This is a genomic window from Methylophilus sp., from assembly GCF_052437885.1.
Classification (GTDB): Bacteria; Pseudomonadota; Gammaproteobacteria; order Burkholderiales; family Methylophilaceae; genus Methylophilus.
In genome coordinates this window covers 70,343-88,688 of record NZ_JBQVPB010000003.1, presented here as the reverse complement: position 1 = coordinate 88,688, position 18,346 = coordinate 70,343, and the positions used below count along the sequence as shown (strand labels likewise).

The following is an 18,346-nucleotide window of genomic DNA, read 5'->3' as shown; positions in this document are numbered from 1 at the left end:
AGCGGGATAAAGTGCAGGCCGCAATTTTCCCGCGCAGCCACTGAGTCAGTGTTTGCACACTTATAGTTCAAAGTCGTTAAGATCATCTGCCGACATCTCAGAATCGATCTGGCCAATCAGGTATGAGCTCAATTCCACCTCTTGCGGGGCGACTTGCACGGTGTCGGATGACAGCCAGGTGTTGATCCAGGGAATCGGGTTGCTTTTTGCGTTGGGGAAGGCAGGTGCCAGCCCGACCGAAGCCATGCGCGTGTTGGTGATGTATTCGACATACTGGCAGAGGATGTCTTTGTTGAGGCCTATCATGGAGCCATCTTTAAACAGGTATTCTGCCCATTGTTTCTCCTGCTCGGCGGCGGTCCTGAACATCTCGAAACATTCTTGCTGCAGCTCGGCGGCGATCTCGGCGAACTCGGGGTCGTCTTGCCCCGAACGCATGATGTTGAGCATGTGCTGGGTGCCGGTGAGGTGCAGGGCTTCGTCGCGCGCGATCAGGCGGATGATCTTGGCGTTGCCTTCCATCACCTTGCGCTCGGCAAAGGCGAATGAGCAGGCAAAGCTGACATAAAAGCGTATCGCTTCGAGGATATTCACGCTCATCAGGCAGCGGTAGAGCAGCTTTTTCAGCTCGCGCTTGTTGACCACTTTGCTTTCGCCGTTAATGATGTGATCGCCCTCGCCCAGCTGCGAATACAGCATGGTCTGGTGTATCAGTTCATCGTAATAATGTGCGATATCCGATGCGCGGGCGGTGATGTTGTCATTGCGCACGATGTCATCAAAAATGATGGAAGGATCATTGACGATATTGCGGATGATATGGGTGTATGAGCGCGAGTGTATGGTCTCGGAAAACGCCCAGGTCTCTATCCAGGTTTCTATCTCCGGCAATGACACCAATGGCAGTAACGCCACGTTGGGGCTGCGGCCCTGGATGGAGTCCAGCAGGGTCTGGTATTTGAGGTTGCTGATGAAAATATGCTTTTCATGCTCGGGCAGGTTCTGGTAATCAGAACGGTCCTGCGATACATCCACCTCTTCCGGGCGCCAGAAGAATGACAGTTGTTTCTCGATCAGTTTTTCAAAGACCGGGTATTTCTGCTGATCGTAGCGCGCCACGTTGACCGGCTGGCCGAAAAACATCGGTTCTTTTAACTGTTCGTTGTCGATTTTGGTGAAAATACTGTAGGCCATGGCCGTGTTCCCTGAGTGATAAATGGCTGCGCGGGCGAATTGCGGCGTTGCGCGGTACTCAAAATCCTCATGTACTTATGTGTACATTCCGGTTTTTGCGTTCCGTGCGCCTTGCACTTCATCCCGCTCGCTCATTTATGCTTGTTTGTTTCAATCAACCCCTGACCCATATGCTTCATGCATATGGGTGTTTACTATTTAGATCTTACAAGCGCCACTCGCACAACCATCATCCTCTGCCTCAGTCCCACCTTCAGTCGCACCATCGCGGGTGTTGTGGTAATACAGTGTTTTGATGCCCAGCTTGTACACTTGCAGCAAGTCTTTCAACAGTTGCTTCATAGGCACACGGCCGCCTTCAAAACGCGTAGGGTCGTAGTTGGTGTTGGCAGAGATCGATTGGTCGACGAACTTCTGCATGATGCCCACCAGTTTGAGGTAACCCTCATTGTTTGGCATTTTCCACAGCAGCTGGTACTGGTCGCGCAGACGGTCTATCTCCGGCACTACCTGGCGCAGGATACCGTCTTTGGATTGCTTGACCGACACCAGGCCGCGCGGTGGCTCGATACCGTTGGTGGCATTGGCGATCTGGCTGGAAGTCTCAGATGGCATCAAGGCAGTCAGGGTGGAGTTACGCAGGCCGTCTTTCTGGATCTCGCTACGCAGGCTTTCCCAATCCAGCAACAATGGCTCGCTACATACGGCGTCCAGATCCTTTTTATAGGTATCAATCGGCAGTATGCCTTTGGCGTAAGTGGTTTCCTGGAAGGCGCCACACGGGCCGAACTCGCGTGACAGCTGTACCGATGCCTTGAGCAGGTAGAACTGGATCGCTTCAAACGTGCGGTGTGTCAGGCCCAGCGCTTCGTCGCTGGTGTAGTTGGTGCCGTTTTTCGCCAGGTAATAGGCATAGTTGATCACGCCCACACCCAGTGAACGGCGTTTGTCGGTGGCGTTCAGCGCGGCTTTCACCGGGTAATCCTGGTATTCCAGTAAGGCATCCAGCGCACGCACCACCAGGTCAGCCAAACCTTCAAGTTCATCCAGCGATTCCAGCGCACCCAGATTGAATGCAGACAAGGTACAAAGCGCGATCTCGCCCTCGGTATCGTTGATGTCATTCAGGGCATTGGTCGGCAGAGCGATCTCCATGCACAGGTTGGATTGACGCACAGGTGCGACAGCCGGGTCAAACGGGCTGTGCGTGTTGCAATGGTCTACGTTCTGGATGTAGATACGGCCGGTACCGGCACGTTCCTGCATCATCAGCGAGAACAACTCCACTGCCGGCAGCGTGCGTTTGCGTATGCTGTCATCGGCTTCATATTGGGTATACAGGCGCTCGAACTCATCCTGGTCGGCAAAGAAGGCATCGTACAGCCCAGGCACATCATGCGGCGAGAACAGGGTGATGTTCTGGCTCTTGATCAGGCGCTGGTACATCAGGCGGTTGATCTGCACGCCGTAATCGAGATGGCGCACGCGGTTTTCTTCTACACCACGGTTGTTTTTCAGCACCAGCAACGATTCAACTTCAAGGTGCCACAGCGGATAGAACAAAGTCGCTGCACCACCACGCACACCGCCCTGCGAGCAGGATTTCACGGCAGACTGGAACAATTTGTAGAATGGCAGGCAACCAGTATGCTGCGCTTCGCCACCACGGATCTCACTACCCAGCGCGCGGATACGGCCGGCGTTCACGCCTATGCCTGCACGTTGCGACACATATTTGACGATGGCGCTGGTGGTGGCATTGATACTATCCAGGCTATCGCCACACTCGATCAGCACGCAGGAGCTGAACTGGCGTGTAGGTGTGCGCACACCAGACATGATAGGGGTAGGCAGCGAGATCTTGAAGGTAGACACCGCGTCATAGAAACGCTTGATCAGGTCCAGGCGCACCTGGCCCTTGTAGTTGGCGAACAGACACATGGCGACCAGGATGTACAGGAACTGCGGGCTCTCGTAGATCTTCTTGGTGACGCGGTTCTGCACCAGGTATTTACCTTCCAGCTGCTTGACCGCCGCATAAGAGAAGTTCATATCGCGCCAGTGGTCGATATAACCATTCAGCACATCAAACTCTTCACGGTTGTAATCGCGTAGCAGGTGCTCGTCGTATTTGCCCAGCTCGGTCAGGTTGGTGACATGGTCAAACAGGTGCGGCGGCTCAAACTGGCCGTAGGCGATCTTGCGCAGATGAAAGATAGACAGGCGGGCTGACAGGTACTGGTAATCCGGCGTTTCTTCCGAGATCAGGTCAGCCGCGGATTTGATGATGGTTTCATGGATATCATCAGTGCGTATGCCATCGTAAAACTGGATATGGGAGCGCAACTCCACCTGCGACACCGACACATTGTTCAGGCCCTGTGCTGCCCAGTCAATCACGCGGTGGATCTTGTCGAGATTGATAGGTTCCTTGCGGCCATCACGTTTGGTGGCTTGCATGGATTCGTATTGTGACATTGATGGCTCCCAATTCTGGCAGCGAGGGTTCAAGCTAAAACGCAAACGCAAACATGGCAAGCCGGGCAACCCGGACTCATGATCTATGCATTGCAAAGCCGAGGACACCCCGCCTCAAACGTTAACAAGTAAAAAAACTGACGGTCGGTCTCCTGGCTCTCAGGTCATCATCATTTGCTATCGCCTTCCCGAATCTCTTCAGTGGCTTGTCGTGTTGGCAAACAACTCGCTGATCACAGTTGCGGGGGCAGCTCTGGCTTGGTGAGCGCAAGGCGGATTCACGCACCAGATTCCCTTTTAAATGCCGAAGAAGTGTTTCTTCTGCAAACCGTATGGATGCGACTATAAATCAATATCTATGGCTTTTCAATCAGACAAAACACAAGATATAGTTATAAAGTCACTACAAAATCTTCAACTAGTTGTTTCTATTAGGAATATATTTTTAAGATTTTTTTAATAAAATGTTGCGAAAATGCATTGCATTTTTCATTGAATTGCGCATTCCTTTGTTACAAAGTTGTAACATCTTGATTAGCCTTGATAAAAACAAAAACGCTCTCAAAAAAAAATCAGCATGCGGGCAGTCCTTAGCCAAATACTGCACACTGCCAGCACAAACAAAATCTGGGTAACCTATCTGTTAAAATTTTTTCCTGGCGCATAAATACCATGTAATCACTGCTCTATTATCGCGATAAGCTTTGCCAGATTATGCGAAACTGTATTTAATGCAATAAAATCGAAACTCGTTATGACTCCCTTACCGCTCTTCACCCTACGCATCTCAACCGCCCTGGTCTTGACGCTTGCCACTCATGCCGCACATGCCACCAACGGCATCAACCTGATCGGTTTTGGTGCCGAATCCAGCCTGATGGCCGGTGCCGACGTGGCGGTGGCGCGCGATACCAGTGCGCTGAACACCAACCCGGCCGGGCTGACACAGATCAAGGCACCGCTGCTGGATATGTTCGGCTCGGTGCTGCGCACCACTGACCTGGTGCACAAAGACGCGCTGAATGAGGAGCATGCCTCCAATCGCTACACGCTGCTTGGCGGCGGTGGCTATGCGCAGCCGCTGCAGGATACATCTTGCACCGCCGGCATAGGTTTTTTCGCTCAAGGCGGCGCGGGTGGTGTATTCGATAAGATCCGCACGCCGTTTGGCAATCGCGATGATTTATCCTCGCTGTTCGGCATCGCCAAGGTCATCCCTGGCATAGGCTGCCAGGTGACTGACAAGCTTTCACTAGGTGCCAGTGTGAACTTTGTTTATGCCAGCATAGAACAAGACTTTTTTGCTAACACTTCGGTCGGCACTGCCTTTGCCGGCTATAAGCTGGAGGACGCCTCGGCATTGCGCACCGGCTTTAAACTGGGCATGCAATACCGGATCACGCCGACGCTGACGTTGGCGGCCGCCTATAGCGAAAAGACCGAGCTGCCTTTGACAGGTGGCTCATTGGTGGCTGACTTCACCGGCGCAGGGCTGGGCAAGGTGAAGTACTCGGATGCTTCAGTCAAAGGGTTTGCCTTGCCGCGTGAAGTAGCGGTGGGTTTTGCCTACAAGCCCAGCGATAGCTGGCTGCTGTCATTCAAACTGAACTGGCTGAATTGGGAGGATGCGATCAATGACGTCAGACTTCGCGCCACCAACCCCAACAACCCGGCGGCGCCTGCTGTCTATGGCAGCCCATCGGCTGCCGACTGGAAAGACCAGTGGGTGTTTGCCACCGGTGTGGCTTACAACTGGGATGACCGTACGACCATTTATGTCGGCCACAACTACGGCAAAAACCCTATCCCGCGCCAGAACTCCAGCCCGCTGCTGGCAGGTATCCTCGAACATCACCTGACTTTTGGTGCCGCACACAAGCTGAACCCCAGCTGGCTGATGACAGGCGGTGTCGAGTGGATGCTGCCGGTGCGGGAGAAATACGACAGCGCCTTGCTCGGTGCATCCGAGATCCGCAACGAGGCCGTCGTATTGCACTTTATGCTGAGCCGCCGCTGGTAGGTTTGCGCAAGCGCTTTGCGACTATGCCTGTTTAAGCTGGCGCACCCGCTTGCGGGCATGACGCTTTTTCAACCAGATCAGCACGCCGGTCACGCTCAAACCAAGCACGCCAGCGCCCATGGTGCTGACAAATATCTGCATGGGCAAACCCCACACCTTGGCCGTATGCAAGGCCAGTAACCATTGCGTGATGGTATCGCCCGCTGCCGCCCCGGTTGGCAGGTAAACCGCCAGGCGTTCGCCACTGTTGGCATTGAACATCACCGCAGTATTGGCTGATTTTTCAGACACATCGCGGCTGGAACTGACAATATAGGTGTAAGTGCCTTTACCGGCATCATAGTAAAGCTTGGCTTCATGATGAATGGCAAACTGCTTGGCCTGGCTGAGCTGTTGCATCAGGCTGCGCCCGGTGGTCAGCGCCGCATTCGCATCCAGGCCGGGCTGTAACAGAGGCTGGGCCAACCTGGGGATATCTTCGCCGAAACCCTGTTTGGCGAATAGCGTTCCCATCACCGGGTAATACACATCACGCAGGTTGAACGCCACGCTGGACCAGGCAAACACCAGCAGCATGGCCCATAGCCACAAGCCACCGGCGCGGTGCAGGTCAAAATTCACCTTGGCCGCCCCACCCTGCCAGCGCACTCGCCACGCCCGCCACCAGCGCCGCAGCCAGGAATAAGGCTTAGCCTGATCACTCAGCGCTGACTTCAGGATACTTGTCTGGCGCTGACGTGCCGGCAAGGTCAGATAGGCGCCGATAAAACAATCTACTGTCCATAGCAACGCCAGCACGCCCAGGATCAAACGGCCGGTTTTTTCCAATGCCAGCGAGAAATGCAAACGGTACAAGAACGGCAGCAGATTGATGCTGCCCTGGGTGATATCCCCCCATTTGCGTTCGGCCAGCAACTGCCCGCTGTAGGGGTTGACGAAGATCTCATCAAAGGCCAGGCCGTTTTTATTGCCAGGACGCGCTTGCAGATAGAATGAGACCGCCTCGTCTGCTGCATGATGCAGATTGATGCGATTAAACATCGCATCCGGGTATTTCTGCTGCAGCATGCCGGCCAGAGTGACTGCACTGATGGCGGTTTGCTGCGCAGGCGGCTGCACCAGCCGGAACTCAGGATGCATCAGCGTTTCCAGTTCATCATAAAATGCGATAAAGCTGCCGGTCACACCCGCCAGCATCAGGAACAGGGCCAGGGTCAGCCCCAGATACCTATGGATGACGACAAAGGTCTGGCGCATTTAATTCGATGCAATGAACACGAGGTCTCGCTGATGCCTTGCCTGCCTAGAACGTCGCGGCGACACTGAACAGCACACTGCGCCCGGGTTGATACAGCGGCGTCACGGTGTTGAAACCCTGATAGGTCGCGCGGTCTGCGTAGGTGTCATCAAACAGATTGCGCACATCAATGCGCCATTTGGTTTTGACTGACCAGGTCGGCTGGTACTCGGCATAAATATTAAATACCTCATACGACGGGAAATCCAGGGTGCCATTGCTGACTTTTTTGTATTTTTGCGCAAATTCGGCATCGCCACCTAGCGTCAGATGTATGGACGGAAAATGATGGCCTACCGTGAGGTAAAGGATCTCGCCGACTGGTGTCGCCAGGTAGTTACCGGCATCGCTATCGGTATTGGCGCCATCTATGGTGACATCAATGTCCGCCAGTCGTGCACGGGCAAAGCTTTGCTCCCATTGGTAGGCTAAACCGAGTTCGTATCCGCGTGTGCGTACATCTCTTGCCAGAATTGCACTAGTAACGGGGTTGAATCTCGCCACACGTGCATCATCTATATGCGTTTCGAATACTTTGGCATCGGCGGTAAATCCGTAGAAGCGGCTTTGTAAGCCGACAAAATAGTTATCGGCTTTAGTGGCGCGTGGGCCACGGCCATAATTCCAGGCGGTGTTCATAATAAAGTTCTCTGCCATCTGGCTACCGCTGAACACTTCCGAATAACCCGCTTTGACGGTCAGCAGTTCAGGGATGACAGACAACTCACCCGAGGCATTGGAACTGAAACCGGAGTGTTCCCAACTTTCGCCTCTGGTACCGGTCAACTCATGCCTATCGTTACGGATACCAAAGGAGAGTTGCAAAGGCTGCCAGGGGTTGATCCGCGCCTGCACATAAGCACCGTTATTGCTGGCTTTTTCATCTGGTCGTGTATCCGGGTCCCTGTATTTTGCCTGGTCGCGGTAGAAATCTACACCCGCAACAATATTGCCGATCTCCAAGGGAAATTTATTCTCAAATTTGCCGTTAAAACTGGCGGTTTCACCTGTGCCCTGGTAAAGCTCCACGCCTGCAGGCGTGATGATAGGCACGGTGATTTCAGTTTTACTATAAGCCAGCACTGCGGTCGGGTTCCACCAGTGATCAGGATTGATCTGGGTATAACGCAGCACGGTATTGTCGCGTATCATCTCGTAATCACGCACACGCGGTTCTGTGGCTGGCCTCCCTGAAATAAACCCGATATTGCCACGGAACGGCCGCACCGCATCGTCGCGCACACGCTCATGACTCAGTTGCAAGCGGTGGCCGCCTTCAGCCTCGGCGCCTATCTTAAAGAAACCACTGACCAGATCTGTGGCAGTACCATCGACCTTGTCACCATTGCCCGCTTCAAAGCGGTTGCCGTTTGCCACTGTCAGATAGGCCAGGCCATCGACTTTCTCGGAAGCACCATAGCCTGCCAGTGTCTGGCTGAACACATCACCATTGGTGTTATAGCTGGAACGGATATAAGCTCCCATGCCAGGTGAAGTCAGAAAATCACGCGCATTCTTGGTTTCATAGGCGATAGAACCCGCGATCGCACCCGGCCCTGCATCGGCAGGGGCGACGCCGGCGTTGACACTGACGGCTTTCATAAACAAGGGGTCTATCAGGGTGGTGCCGTTATGGTGGAACACCTTGTTGTTCTGGCGGCTGCCATCTATGGTCACGGCCAGGTTGGTTTCCTCAATGCCGTTGACATAGACTTTTTGTGACATGGGCGTAGCGCCACCGACTTTGACTGAAGGCTGGCCATTGAAGATACCGCGCACATCACTGGGGTTATTGCGTGCCAGGGCGGCTTCATCAATCACCAGGGTGGCCGGCTCTTTGACTGGCGATGCCGGTTCGCCTTTGGCAGTCACCGCTACCTCAGGCAGGGTATCTTCATGGTTGTATGACTGCGTCGCTGACCTTCTGACCACGGTATAGCCTTGCGCCGCGCTGCCTTGCAATACCAGGCCGCTATTTTTCAGCAAGGCACTCAGGGCCTCTTGCGTGCTCAGATTGCCTTTGACCGCAGGCGCAGAGATTTTTTCAGTGAGGTCGGTAGAAAAAAGAATACGCTCGCCGGATTGTTTGGCCAGGCTGTTCAAAGCCTTGTCCAGCGGCTGTGCCGGAATATCAAAGTCAGCCGCCTGCACCAGCCATGCCTGGCTGAGCATCACCGCCAGCAGGCTGCTGCGCTTGAGGGTTGCCGAAAAACCGTGATTAGAATGTTTGCTGCGAGATCGCATTGAGACTCCCATATTTAAGACGATAAAATCATACTGATATGGGTATGTCGTTTGAGCCCGAGACAATGTTGAGGTGCTGCTGCAGATTTTTTTAAAATAAATCCGGCTGGCATAAAAAAACACCTGCTCGTCAGAGCAGGTGCTGGCATGTCAACAGCCGGATGCTTAAATATCCGACGGTGATGAGCTGACTTTAAATCTCAAGTTTGAGCGCTACACCAAACAGGCGTGGAGCGCCTACATCGAGCACATTACCCACGCTGTTGTTGGTGATATATTCGCGATCGAACAGGTTGCGCACAAACGCATTGATGGTCGCGTGCGGATTCAGGCGATACGCTGCATTGGCATTCACCAGCACTATGCTGTCGTTGCGTCTGGTTTCACCCACCAGATACACCGATGGGCTGCTGTCCTGGTAAACCGTGTCTACATTGAATAACCACTGGTTGCCCAGGTGGTAATTCAGCCCCAGATTGACTTTGCTTCTTGGCGCCATGACGAATTGTTTGCCACGCATATCAATGCCGTCACTGTTGATAAAGTCAAGATACTCGGTATGGTTGTAGGCTGCGCCTGCGATCAGCTGCCACTCGCTGTTGATGGTATATTCAGTGGAGACTTCCAGGCCACGCATACGGCTTTTGGCCGCATTCGACACATACAGGCTATCGGTGACGGCATCATACTGGCGTACCTGCTGGTTCTTCCAGTCGGTGTAATACAGGTTGGCGAACGTTTTTACGCCATATTCAGGCCAGCTGCCCCTATAGGAGAACTCATAGGTGGTGGTGAATTCGGCATCATAAGGTTTGTGGTCTGAAGGCACGCGCATATTGACGCCACCGCCACGATAACCGCGTTGCACCACAAAACCGCCACGCTGCGTAGGTGACCAGATGTAGTTGATGCCGCCTTTAGGCAACAATGCGCCAAAGCTTTTTTCTTCATCTGCCTGTGTCACTGGCGCGAACCCTAAGCTATCCAGCGGGTAATCGACCTTGGCTTCATTTTTTTCTTTGTCATAGCGCAAGCCGGCGATCGCTTGCCAATGCTCATCCAGATCCCAGTTGATCTCGCCAAAGATGGCGTTGTTACGGATCTGGCTTTTGCCCTGCGACAACAACACAGCGCCCAGGCCGACGATACGCAGTTCGTCATTGAACTTGACCCGCGAATATCCATAGTAGACACCAGTATGTGCCTTAATACTATCGCCCTGGTATGTGGCTCTGAACTCCTGGCTGAACAGCCTGGTTTGATGATGGCGGTTGGCCTCCTGGCTGGCGTTCACGCGCTGGTCAAAATCCAGCAGGCTTTGATAACTGGCATCGGTACCCGAAGTGATACTGGTCAATGACCACGGCTGGTTGATCTGGTAAGTCAGCTTGAGGGTCGCTTCGTTTTGCTGCACATTGTCGTGCGCTGCCGTATTCTGGGCCAGCCGGTAATATTGTGGCTGGTTGTTGATCTGCGTCACGCCATTGCTGCCAGCGCGGTAATCAGTATGTGCCAGTGTCAGTAAGGCTTCGGTTTTTTCACCCGCCAGCAACAATAACTTGCCGCGGGCATTGAGTGAACGCCGTCTATCGGCATCATTATCCAGAAAACTATTCTTGATATAGCCGTCTTCATTTTGCGCATTGATAGCCAAACGGCCGGCCAGCACATCGGGCACAAGTACGGCATTGCCCATCACCGCCCCGCCCTGCTGGTGATAATTGCCCAGATTGCCCTGCACAGACAACGCATTCCTGAACTCGGGGTCATTGGTCTGCATGATCACTGCACCGGCCAGTGCGTTACGGCCTTGCACGGTAGATTGCGAACCACGGTAGATCTCCACCTGTTTCATATCCCAGGTCGAGAGCGGGCTGTAAGTCACCATGCTGCTGGTTTGCAAGGCACCATCGACAAACACAGACACTGCATTATTGAGCGAGAGCGGGCCCTGGTCATCAAAACCGGTGACAGGCACACCACGTATGCCCCAGGTCTCATTGCGTGACTGTGTATACACACCAGGCGTACGCGCCATGATCTCGGTCAGTGACTGATCGGCATGGGTGCGGATATCCTCTGCCGTGGCTACTGCCACGCTGGAGAATGTCTCACTTAATTTGCGCTCTATCTTTTCGCCTTTGACCGTGACATCTGACAGCGTCTCTATAGATTCTGCTGTGGTGCTGGTTGGCTTAGAACGGGTGCTGACATCGGCGCGGCTGCTCACACTGGCGGCTTTTTTCAGTGAATACTGCTGCCCGCCTTTATCTTCGAGCACAAAATCGCTGCCTTTCAGCAGGGTCTCAAACCCTTCATTGACGGTGTAACTGCCCTGCAGGCCTTTACTTTGCAGATGGGCGACCAGTGCCGGGTCGAATGACAAGCGTGTGCCTGTCAGTGCCGCGAATTCGGCCAGCACATGGCCTAGCGGGCCGGCTGCGAGTTGATAGCGCTGCTTTTCGGAGATGGTTTTTACGCTGTCTGCCAGCACCAGTGTCGGGCTGGCAGCCAATATTAAGCCACACAATGCGACGCTGATCGCGCGCTGCAACGGCGAGCGTTGAAAGTTAAAAGATGTCATTGCCTGATATGTTTCCCGGAATAAGTAATGAAATGGCCAGATGCAGGCCTTCATCATGTACACCGCACGAAAACAGAAAAAGTATCAGGGTAGCGGATATTTTTTTAACCTGCCGTGCTGGCAGCAGGTTCAACCATGATCCACAAGCGGCTGCGGGCGACGATATTCACCGGCAGGGTCTTTTGCAACAGGTCCAGCGCGGCATCGGTATCACGTAAGGGAAACGCCCCCGACACCGTCATCTGTTTCAGGTCAGGATGACAACGGATCACGCCGTGGCGGTAGCGCGCCAACTCAGCCAGCAACGCTTCCAATGGCATCTCCTGCGCCAGCAGCATGCCTTGCTGCCAGTAGCCCACGCTATCGCTGACGGCACTGGCACGACCCAGGGCATCGTGGCTGAATGCGCGTTGTTGCCCGGCCTGCACCACACTGCTCTGGCCATTGGCCAGCTGTATGCGCACGGCACCTTCAGTCACCGCCAGTGTGGTCTGTCTGGACTGCACATAGACATTAAAGCGTGTGCCCAGCGGCACCAGCTGGCCATGCGGGGTGCTGACCACCAGCGTACGTTTATCCTGATGCCCGGTTTCCAGCCACAGCTCGCCCTGGTGCAAGGTGATCTGGCGCAGTGTTTGATAATGCACATCTACAGCTGAATCGGTGTTCAATACCAGGCGGGTACCATCCTGCAATCGCAGATGTTTTTGCTCGCCCACCGCGGTCTGATAGCCGGCACGCCAGCGCAGCATGGGCAGGCTGTGAACACCCAGCCAGGTAGCTGGCAGCAACAGGCCCAGTGTACCCAAAGTACCCAGGGTTTTCAGTGTTTTGCGACGTGAGGTCTGGTCTACCCGGGTCAGCACCTGTTTCGCCAGCGCTTTATGTTGTAGCTGGCCAAAGGTGTGCTGGATCTGGGTCAGCCTGGCCCAGGCCTGCGCATGTTGCGGGTGGCTGTTCTGCCAATGCTCGAATGTCAGCAGTGCCTCTTTACTCATTTGCCCGGATTGCAGTTTGAGCAGCCAGTCCACGGCCTGCGCCCGTACCTGCGCATCTAACGTGGTGGCATGTGTGGCTTGCTGGTTTGGGGTCGGGGTCGCGGCCGTCATAGGCTAAGGCATTCCAGGTAGGCTTTACGCATATGCCGTTTCACGGTGATCAATGAAATATCCAGTTGTTCGGCGATCTGCTGATAGGTCAGACCATCCAGTTGCGCCAGCAGAAAAATAGCCCGGGTCTGCCCGGGCATGCTTTGCAACAGCCTGTCCACCTGCTGTAGCGATTCCAGCAGCAGATGCTGTTCTTCAACCGAAGGCCACAGTTCAGGTGACAGTTGTGCCAGGGTCTCATGGTAGGCCTGCTCTACCTGCTGATGCCGCCAGCGATCTATCACCAGGCCTTTGGCGATATGCACCAGCAGCGCGCGCGGCTCAGAGCGCAATTGCACCAGCTTGTCTTTATCCATCACCCGCACAAAGGTGTCATGTGCGATGTCGGCCGCGTCCCAGCTGTTGCCGGTTTTTTTGCGCAACCAGCCCTGCAACCAGTCATGGTGCTGCTGGTAGACCTCGTGCAGTTGCTGCCAGCGTATATTCAGCAAGGCCATGCTATGACCTTATTGGTGAGGGTGGGTGCGCGCAGGCACATGCTTACTGCTGCCTGATCACGATAGAGGCATCCGCCTGCCGGTCTACGCGCAGTGGCATGATCTCGGGCAAGGTGGCTATCAGGTCATCAATACCACTGATATCGTATTCACCAGACAAGCGATATTGCGCGACACCGGCATCGGCGATCTTTATTTGACCACGGTGATAGCGTTGCAGCTCGGCGACCACATCAGCCAATGGCGTGCCATCAAACAGCAGCCGCCCTTGTTGCCAGGCGATATTGGCCGAGGTACAACGGCTTTCTGAGATAGCCCCGGCCTGGGTGGTGACCGAAATATCCCTGGTCAGTATGCGCTGGGCGTGGGCAGTGCGTACTTCCACACTGCCTTGCACCACGGTGACGACCGCGCCTTGTGCCGTATTGCGCACATTAAAGATAGTGCCTATATCCCTGATCTGGGTCTGGTTGGCATACACCGTCAATGGCCGCCAGCCATGTTCTACCGTAAACAGGGCTTCGCCCTGTTTTAAGTACAGGCGGCGCGAGTACAGGTGTTGTTCGACCACCAGCACACTATCGGTGTTCAGGGCGACATGGCTGCCGTCTTTCAGCGTATAGCTGGCTTGCTGGCCGACCAGGGTGCGCATATCCTCACTGTGCCAGACCGGGTCTACCAGCCAGCTGATCGCCAGGGCGAGTGACAAGGCCATGCCGCTGCCGACTTTTTTCAGCACGCGTTGCCGTTTGCTTTGGCGCTTGGCTTCCTGCAGCAATGCTTCGCGGCTGGGAAAATGCTCGCGCAAAGCTTGTTTATACGGTGTCAGCGCATCGTTTGCGGCAGCCGGGCCGGGCAATGCGGCAAGTTCATGTGCGCTCGCTTTCATGCAGCGTGCCCCCAGCTGAGGTTGATAGCCGCCATCGCCTTGCCAAAATGCTGGGTCACCATATTGCGCGAAATGCCCAGTTCGTCGGCGATCTCCTGCTGTGGCATATCGTGCAGTTTATGCAGTAAAAACACCTGTCTTTGCCGTGAGGGCAAGGCTTCAATGATAAGTTTCAGCGCTTCCAGCCGCTGCACAAAATGCAGTACCCGCTCGCCATCGATATGATGTGCATGCCCGGCCGTCTGCTGCAGGCTGTCCAGATGTGCCTGTTGGGTCTGGTGCTGGCGGTAGCGGTCTATGGCGCGGTTGCGGGTAAGCTTGCGCAAAAAAGCCATGGGCGTATGCACAGTGCTGAGCGGCGGGCGTTCCATCAACTCTATGCAGACATCATGCACCACATCCTGGGCGAAATGATGATCGCCAAAGCGACGTTTCACATAGCTGACCAGTTCGTCATAGTGATAAACCAGGCTGACTACGAGTTTGGAATGTTCCGGATGAAGCAACACGGCAAATAAGCGGCAATAGAATAAAACAGGTATCTTAACGACCTCACTCAAAAATTACAAATGAAAATCATTCTCAAATGGGTGAAAATACGCAAAGATTCACTGACCAGGTGAAGAAACTTATAGATGGTCTGAATACGGCATTAAAACAAAAACGCTGACATCTTTTCACGGATGTCAGCGCTATGAGTGTGAGCTGCCCTGGCCTTGGCGATGCCACAGGTTTATGCGGTTGCGCGCAGCGTTTTTGCCGCTGCCACCATATTGCGCAGGGCTGGCAACACCTCTGCCCACTGGCGCGTTTTCAGGCCGCAGTCCGGGTTGACCCACAAACGTTCCGCTGGCACCCGCTCGGCCGCCAGTTGCATAAGCTTGACCATATAGGCCTGGTCAGGGATATTCGGCGAGTGTATGTCATACACCCCAGGCCCGATCTCGTTCGGATAGTCGAAAGTCTTGAACGCATCCAGCAGCTCCATATCAGAACGCGAGGTCTCTATGGTGATGACATCGGCATCCATGGCGGCAATCGCCTTGATGATGTCGTTGAATTCCGAATAGCACATATGGGTATGTATCTGGGTTTCATCGGCCACGCCATTGGCAGTGATACGGAATGACTCCACGGCCCAGTCCAGATAAGACTGCCATTGGGCTTTACGCAAGGGCAAGCCTTCACGCAATGCCGCTTCGTCTATTTGTATCACATTGATGCCGGCCTGTTCCAGATCCAGCACCTCCTGGCGTATGGCTAAGGCCAGCTGGTAGCAACTGACTGAACGCGGCTGGTCATCGCGCACGAACGACCAGTTCAGTATGGTCACCGGGCCAGTCAACATGCCTTTCATAGGCTTGCTGGTCAGTGATTGTGCATATTTGATCCACGCGACCGTCATCGCCCTGGGGCGGCTGATATCACCGAACAGGATAGGTGGTTTCACACAACGCGAACCGTAAGACTGCACCCAGCCAAACTGGCTGAAAGCATAGCCATCCAGCTGTTCGCCAAAATATTCCACCATGTCATTCCGTTCGGCTTCGCCATGCACCAGCACGTCCAGGCCCAGTGCTTCCTGCTCCTGTATGCTACGTGCGATCTCTGCCTGCATGGCGGCCTGGTAGCCAGCGGCATCCAGGCGACCGGCCTTGAATTCACTGCGGGCGTGGCGTATATCCGCCGTCTGCGGGAAAGAACCAATGGTGGTGGTCGGGTATTTAGGCAACTTGAGCAATGCCGCCTGTTTGCTGGCCCTGACCTTATAAGCATTCTGGCGCTGGCCTAATTGCGGTGTCAGTTTTTCCAGTGCCGCTTTTACCTGCGGATTATGCACACGCTGCGAGCTACGGCGGGTCGCGATCGCCGTATGGTTGCTTGCCAGCTGGTCTTTGACAGCTGCACGGCCCTGAGTGAGCGCGATAGCCAGAATATGTAACTCTTGCAGCTTTTGCGTGGCAAATGCCAGCCAGGATCTGATCTCTATATCCAGGCTGTGCTCGCTATCCAGATCGACAGGCACATGCAGCAGCGAGCAGGAAGGCGCCAGCCATAAACGGTCACCCAGGCGTTCTGCAATAGGCTCCAGCCAGTCCAGGGTCGCATTCAGATCGGTTTTCCAGATATTGCGGCCGTTGATCACGCCTACAGACAGTACTTTGTGCGCAGGCAACATGCCTATCAGCGGCACGATCTCACTGCGCGCGTTGATGGCATCAACATGCAAACCAGCCACCGGCAGATTGGCGGCCAGGTACTGGTTATCCGCCAGCTGACCAAAATAAGTGGCGACCAGCAGTTTTACCCGGCAGCTCTTCAGCTGGTGGTAGGCCAGGTTGAACGCATGCTGCCAGTCAGCATCCAGTTCAGTCACCAGGATAGGTTCATCTATCTGCACCCACTCCACGCCTTCTGCTGCCAGGGTTTCCAGCAACTCTGTATACACTTGCAGCAATTGTGGCAGCAATGCCAGCTGGCTGGCGTCATCTTTGCTTTTACCTATCGCCAGATAAGTCACCGGGCCTATGATCACCGGCTTGGCCTTGACGTTCTGCGCTCTGGCTTCAGCCAGTTGTTGCAGCAGGCGGCTGGCATCGAGCTTGAATCGCGTTTCAGCGGTGAACTCCGGCACGATGTAGTGGTAATTGGTATCAAACCATTTGGTCATTTCGCCCGCGGCCACACCGCCGCAGCACTGGGCATGGCCGTCATCCGATTGTGCAGAACGGCCACGCGCAACGCGGAAATAGTTATCCAGCTCATCGCCATGAAAACCCTGTACCCGCGCTGGCAGGTTACCCAGGGTGAAACTCATATCCAGCACCTGGTCATAAAAGGCAAAATCACCCACAGGCGCCAGATCCAGCTCGGCTTGCAATGCCCAGTGGCGTTGCCGTAACTCGTGACCAAGCTGCTTCACGGCGTCTAATGAAGACTGCCCTTTCCAGTATGCCTCCAGGGCAAATTTCAATTCGCGTTTTGCGCCTATGCGCGGGAATCCAAGATTGTGGGTGGTGACCATGCTAGCCTCGTCATTAATCGTTTCAGAACCCGCATTCTAAAAAGCATCAATCATGAAGTAAAATGGTATTATTTCAACAATCTATTAATTTTATTCATATATTAGCCATGATAGAACGTATGCATCTAGCCATCATTCGCGAGGTTGAACGGCAAGGCTCACTGACTGCCGCCGCCGAGAAGTTATTTCTCACGCAGTCGGCATTAAGCCATTCCATCAAAAAACTGGAACAACAACTGGGCACCGACATCTGGCTGCGCGAAGGCCGCAGCCTGCGCCTGACCCAGGCCGGGCAATATATGCTGGCCGTCGCCAACCGCCTGTTGCCACAGCTGTCACTGGCAGAAGAACGCCTGCGCCAGTTTGCCCAGGGCGAGCGTGGCACCTTGCGCATAGGCATGGAGTGCCACCCGTGTTACCAATGGCTGCTCAAAGTCGTATCGCCCTATCTGGCAGACTGGCCGGATGTCGATGTAGACGTCAAACAGAAATTCCAGTTTGGCGGCATAGGCGCCTTGTTTGGCTATGAGATAGATATGCTGGTCACGCCAGACCCGCTTTACAAACCCGGCCTGGTATTTCAGCCGGTGTTCGATTATGAACAGGTGCTGGTGGTGAATGATAAACACCCGCTGGCAAAGCTGGCTTATGTGTTGCCTGAACAGTTAAGCAATGAGACCCTGATCACCTACCCGGTCGAGATAGACAGGCTGGATATTTATAACCAGTTCCTGCAACCGGCTGGCATCAGCCCGCAGGTGCATAAACCGATAGAGACCACCGATATCATGCTGCAAATGGTCGCCAGCGGCCGCGGGGTAGCCGCGTTACCGCGCTGGCTGGTGCAAGAGTATCAAAGCCGTTTTGCCGTGACGCCGGTGCAACTGGGTAAACAGGGGATCGCCAAACAGATCTACCTGGGCATACGCGAAACGGAGTCGCAGATAGACTATGTGCAGGCGTTTATTCAGCTGGCGCAGGCCGGGCTGAATGACGACTGAGCGGGACT

General features: G+C 54.4%; 12 protein-coding genes and 1 riboswitch. Of the genes, 2 read left to right on the top strand and 10 right to left on the bottom strand.

Annotated elements, in window-relative coordinates:
• Positions 1–60: 60 nt before the first annotated feature.
• Both nrdB and nrdA read right to left on the bottom strand, forming a co-directional pair.
• On the bottom strand, positions 61–1,194 hold the full coding sequence (gene nrdB, locus ACT6RZ_RS03735; protein WP_444700850.1) for a class Ia ribonucleoside-diphosphate reductase subunit beta: 1,134 nt from the start codon (positions 1,192–1,194) through the stop codon (positions 61–63).
• 198 nt (positions 1,195–1,392) lie between these two features.
• Complete coding sequence (gene nrdA, locus ACT6RZ_RS03730; RefSeq protein ID WP_444700849.1) at positions 1,393–3,672, bottom strand: class 1a ribonucleoside-diphosphate reductase subunit alpha; 2,280 nt, start codon at positions 3,670–3,672, stop codon at positions 1,393–1,395.
• 125 nt (positions 3,673–3,797) lie between these two features.
• A riboswitch (cobalamin riboswitch) is annotated at positions 3,798–4,020 on the bottom strand.
• 406 nt (positions 4,021–4,426) lie between these two features.
• On the opposite strand from nrdA, the gene ACT6RZ_RS03725 reads away from it, so the two are divergent.
• Positions 4,427–5,692, top strand: coding sequence for an OmpP1/FadL family transporter (locus ACT6RZ_RS03725; protein ID WP_444700848.1), 1,266 nt, complete (start codon positions 4,427–4,429; stop codon positions 5,690–5,692).
• A 21-nt stretch (positions 5,693–5,713) separates the two neighbouring features.
• Here ACT6RZ_RS03725 and ACT6RZ_RS03720 read toward each other — a convergent pair whose 3' ends face one another.
• The 8 genes from ACT6RZ_RS03720 to metE form a co-directional block, all read right to left on the bottom strand.
• On the bottom strand, positions 5,714–6,949 hold the full coding sequence (locus ACT6RZ_RS03720) for a PepSY-associated TM helix domain-containing protein (protein ID WP_444700847.1): 1,236 nt from the start codon (positions 6,947–6,949) through the stop codon (positions 5,714–5,716).
• Positions 6,950–6,995: 46 nt separating this feature from the next.
• Positions 6,996–9,233 carry a TonB-dependent receptor domain-containing protein gene (locus tag ACT6RZ_RS03715; RefSeq protein ID WP_444700846.1) on the bottom strand — a complete coding sequence of 746 codons (2,238 nt, stop codon included), beginning with the start codon at positions 9,231–9,233 and terminating at the stop codon, positions 6,996–6,998.
• A 193-nt stretch (positions 9,234–9,426) separates the two neighbouring features.
• Positions 9,427–11,817, bottom strand: coding sequence for a TonB-dependent receptor domain-containing protein (locus tag ACT6RZ_RS03710; protein ID WP_444700845.1), 2,391 nt, complete (start codon positions 11,815–11,817; stop codon positions 9,427–9,429).
• A gap of 104 nt (positions 11,818–11,921) precedes the next feature.
• Entirely contained in the window at positions 11,922–12,926 is a 1,005-nt protein-coding gene (locus ACT6RZ_RS03705) for a FecR domain-containing protein (protein ID WP_444700844.1), read from the bottom strand.
• Complete coding sequence (locus ACT6RZ_RS03700) at positions 12,923–13,423, bottom strand: sigma-70 family RNA polymerase sigma factor (protein ID WP_444700843.1); 501 nt, start codon at positions 13,421–13,423, stop codon at positions 12,923–12,925. Before ACT6RZ_RS03700 ends, ACT6RZ_RS03705 begins: the two co-directional genes overlap by 4 nt.
• A gap of 43 nt (positions 13,424–13,466) precedes the next feature.
• Positions 13,467–14,312 (bottom strand): FecR family protein, encoded by an 846-nt coding sequence (locus tag ACT6RZ_RS03695; RefSeq protein WP_444700842.1) that lies wholly within the window; start codon positions 14,310–14,312, stop codon positions 13,467–13,469.
• Positions 14,309–14,821: an RNA polymerase sigma factor gene (locus ACT6RZ_RS03690; RefSeq protein ID WP_444700841.1), complete on the bottom strand. Its 513-nt coding sequence runs from the start codon at positions 14,819–14,821 to the stop codon at positions 14,309–14,311. Before ACT6RZ_RS03690 ends, ACT6RZ_RS03695 begins: the two co-directional genes overlap by 4 nt.
• 224 nt (positions 14,822–15,045) lie before the next feature.
• Positions 15,046–17,337, bottom strand: a complete 2,292-nt coding sequence (gene metE, locus ACT6RZ_RS03685; protein WP_444700840.1) for a 5-methyltetrahydropteroyltriglutamate--homocysteine S-methyltransferase — start codon at positions 17,335–17,337, stop codon at positions 15,046–15,048.
• Between the two features lie 107 nt (positions 17,338–17,444).
• Here metE and ACT6RZ_RS03680 point away from each other — a divergent pair, with 107 nt between their 5' ends.
• Positions 17,445–18,338 carry a LysR family transcriptional regulator gene (locus ACT6RZ_RS03680; protein ID WP_444701052.1) on the top strand — a complete coding sequence of 298 codons (894 nt, stop codon included), beginning with the start codon at positions 17,445–17,447 and terminating at the stop codon, positions 18,336–18,338.
• The last annotated feature ends 8 nt before the right edge of the window (positions 18,339–18,346 follow it).

Excerpts from the sequence above, each read along its gene's own strand:
- ACT6RZ_RS03680 (WP_444701052.1), top strand. The coding sequence starts at position 17,445 with ATGATAGAACGTATGCATCTAGCCATCATTCGCGAGGTTGAACGGCAA.
- ACT6RZ_RS03725 (WP_444700848.1), top strand. The coding sequence starts at position 4,427 with ATGACTCCCTTACCGCTCTTCACCCTACGCATCTCAACCGCCCTGGTC.
- ACT6RZ_RS03710 (WP_444700845.1), bottom strand. The coding sequence starts at position 11,817 with ATGACATCTTTTAACTTTCAACGCTCGCCGTTGCAGCGCGCGATCAGC.
- metE (WP_444700840.1), bottom strand. The coding sequence starts at position 17,337 with ATGGTCACCACCCACAATCTTGGATTCCCGCGCATAGGCGCAAAACGC.
- ACT6RZ_RS03700 (WP_444700843.1), bottom strand. The coding sequence starts at position 13,423 with ATGGCCTTGCTGAATATACGCTGGCAGCAACTGCACGAGGTCTACCAG.
- nrdB (WP_444700850.1), bottom strand. The coding sequence starts at position 1,194 with ATGGCCTACAGTATTTTCACCAAAATCGACAACGAACAGTTAAAAGAA.
- ACT6RZ_RS03705 (WP_444700844.1), bottom strand. The coding sequence starts at position 12,926 with ATGACGGCCGCGACCCCGACCCCAAACCAGCAAGCCACACATGCCACC.
- nrdA (WP_444700849.1), bottom strand. The coding sequence starts at position 3,672 with ATGTCACAATACGAATCCATGCAAGCCACCAAACGTGATGGCCGCAAG.
- ACT6RZ_RS03720 (WP_444700847.1), bottom strand. The coding sequence starts at position 6,949 with ATGCGCCAGACCTTTGTCGTCATCCATAGGTATCTGGGGCTGACCCTG.
- ACT6RZ_RS03695 (WP_444700842.1), bottom strand. The coding sequence starts at position 14,312 with ATGAAAGCGAGCGCACATGAACTTGCCGCATTGCCCGGCCCGGCTGCC.
- ACT6RZ_RS03715 (WP_444700846.1), bottom strand. The coding sequence starts at position 9,233 with ATGCGATCTCGCAGCAAACATTCTAATCACGGTTTTTCGGCAACCCTC.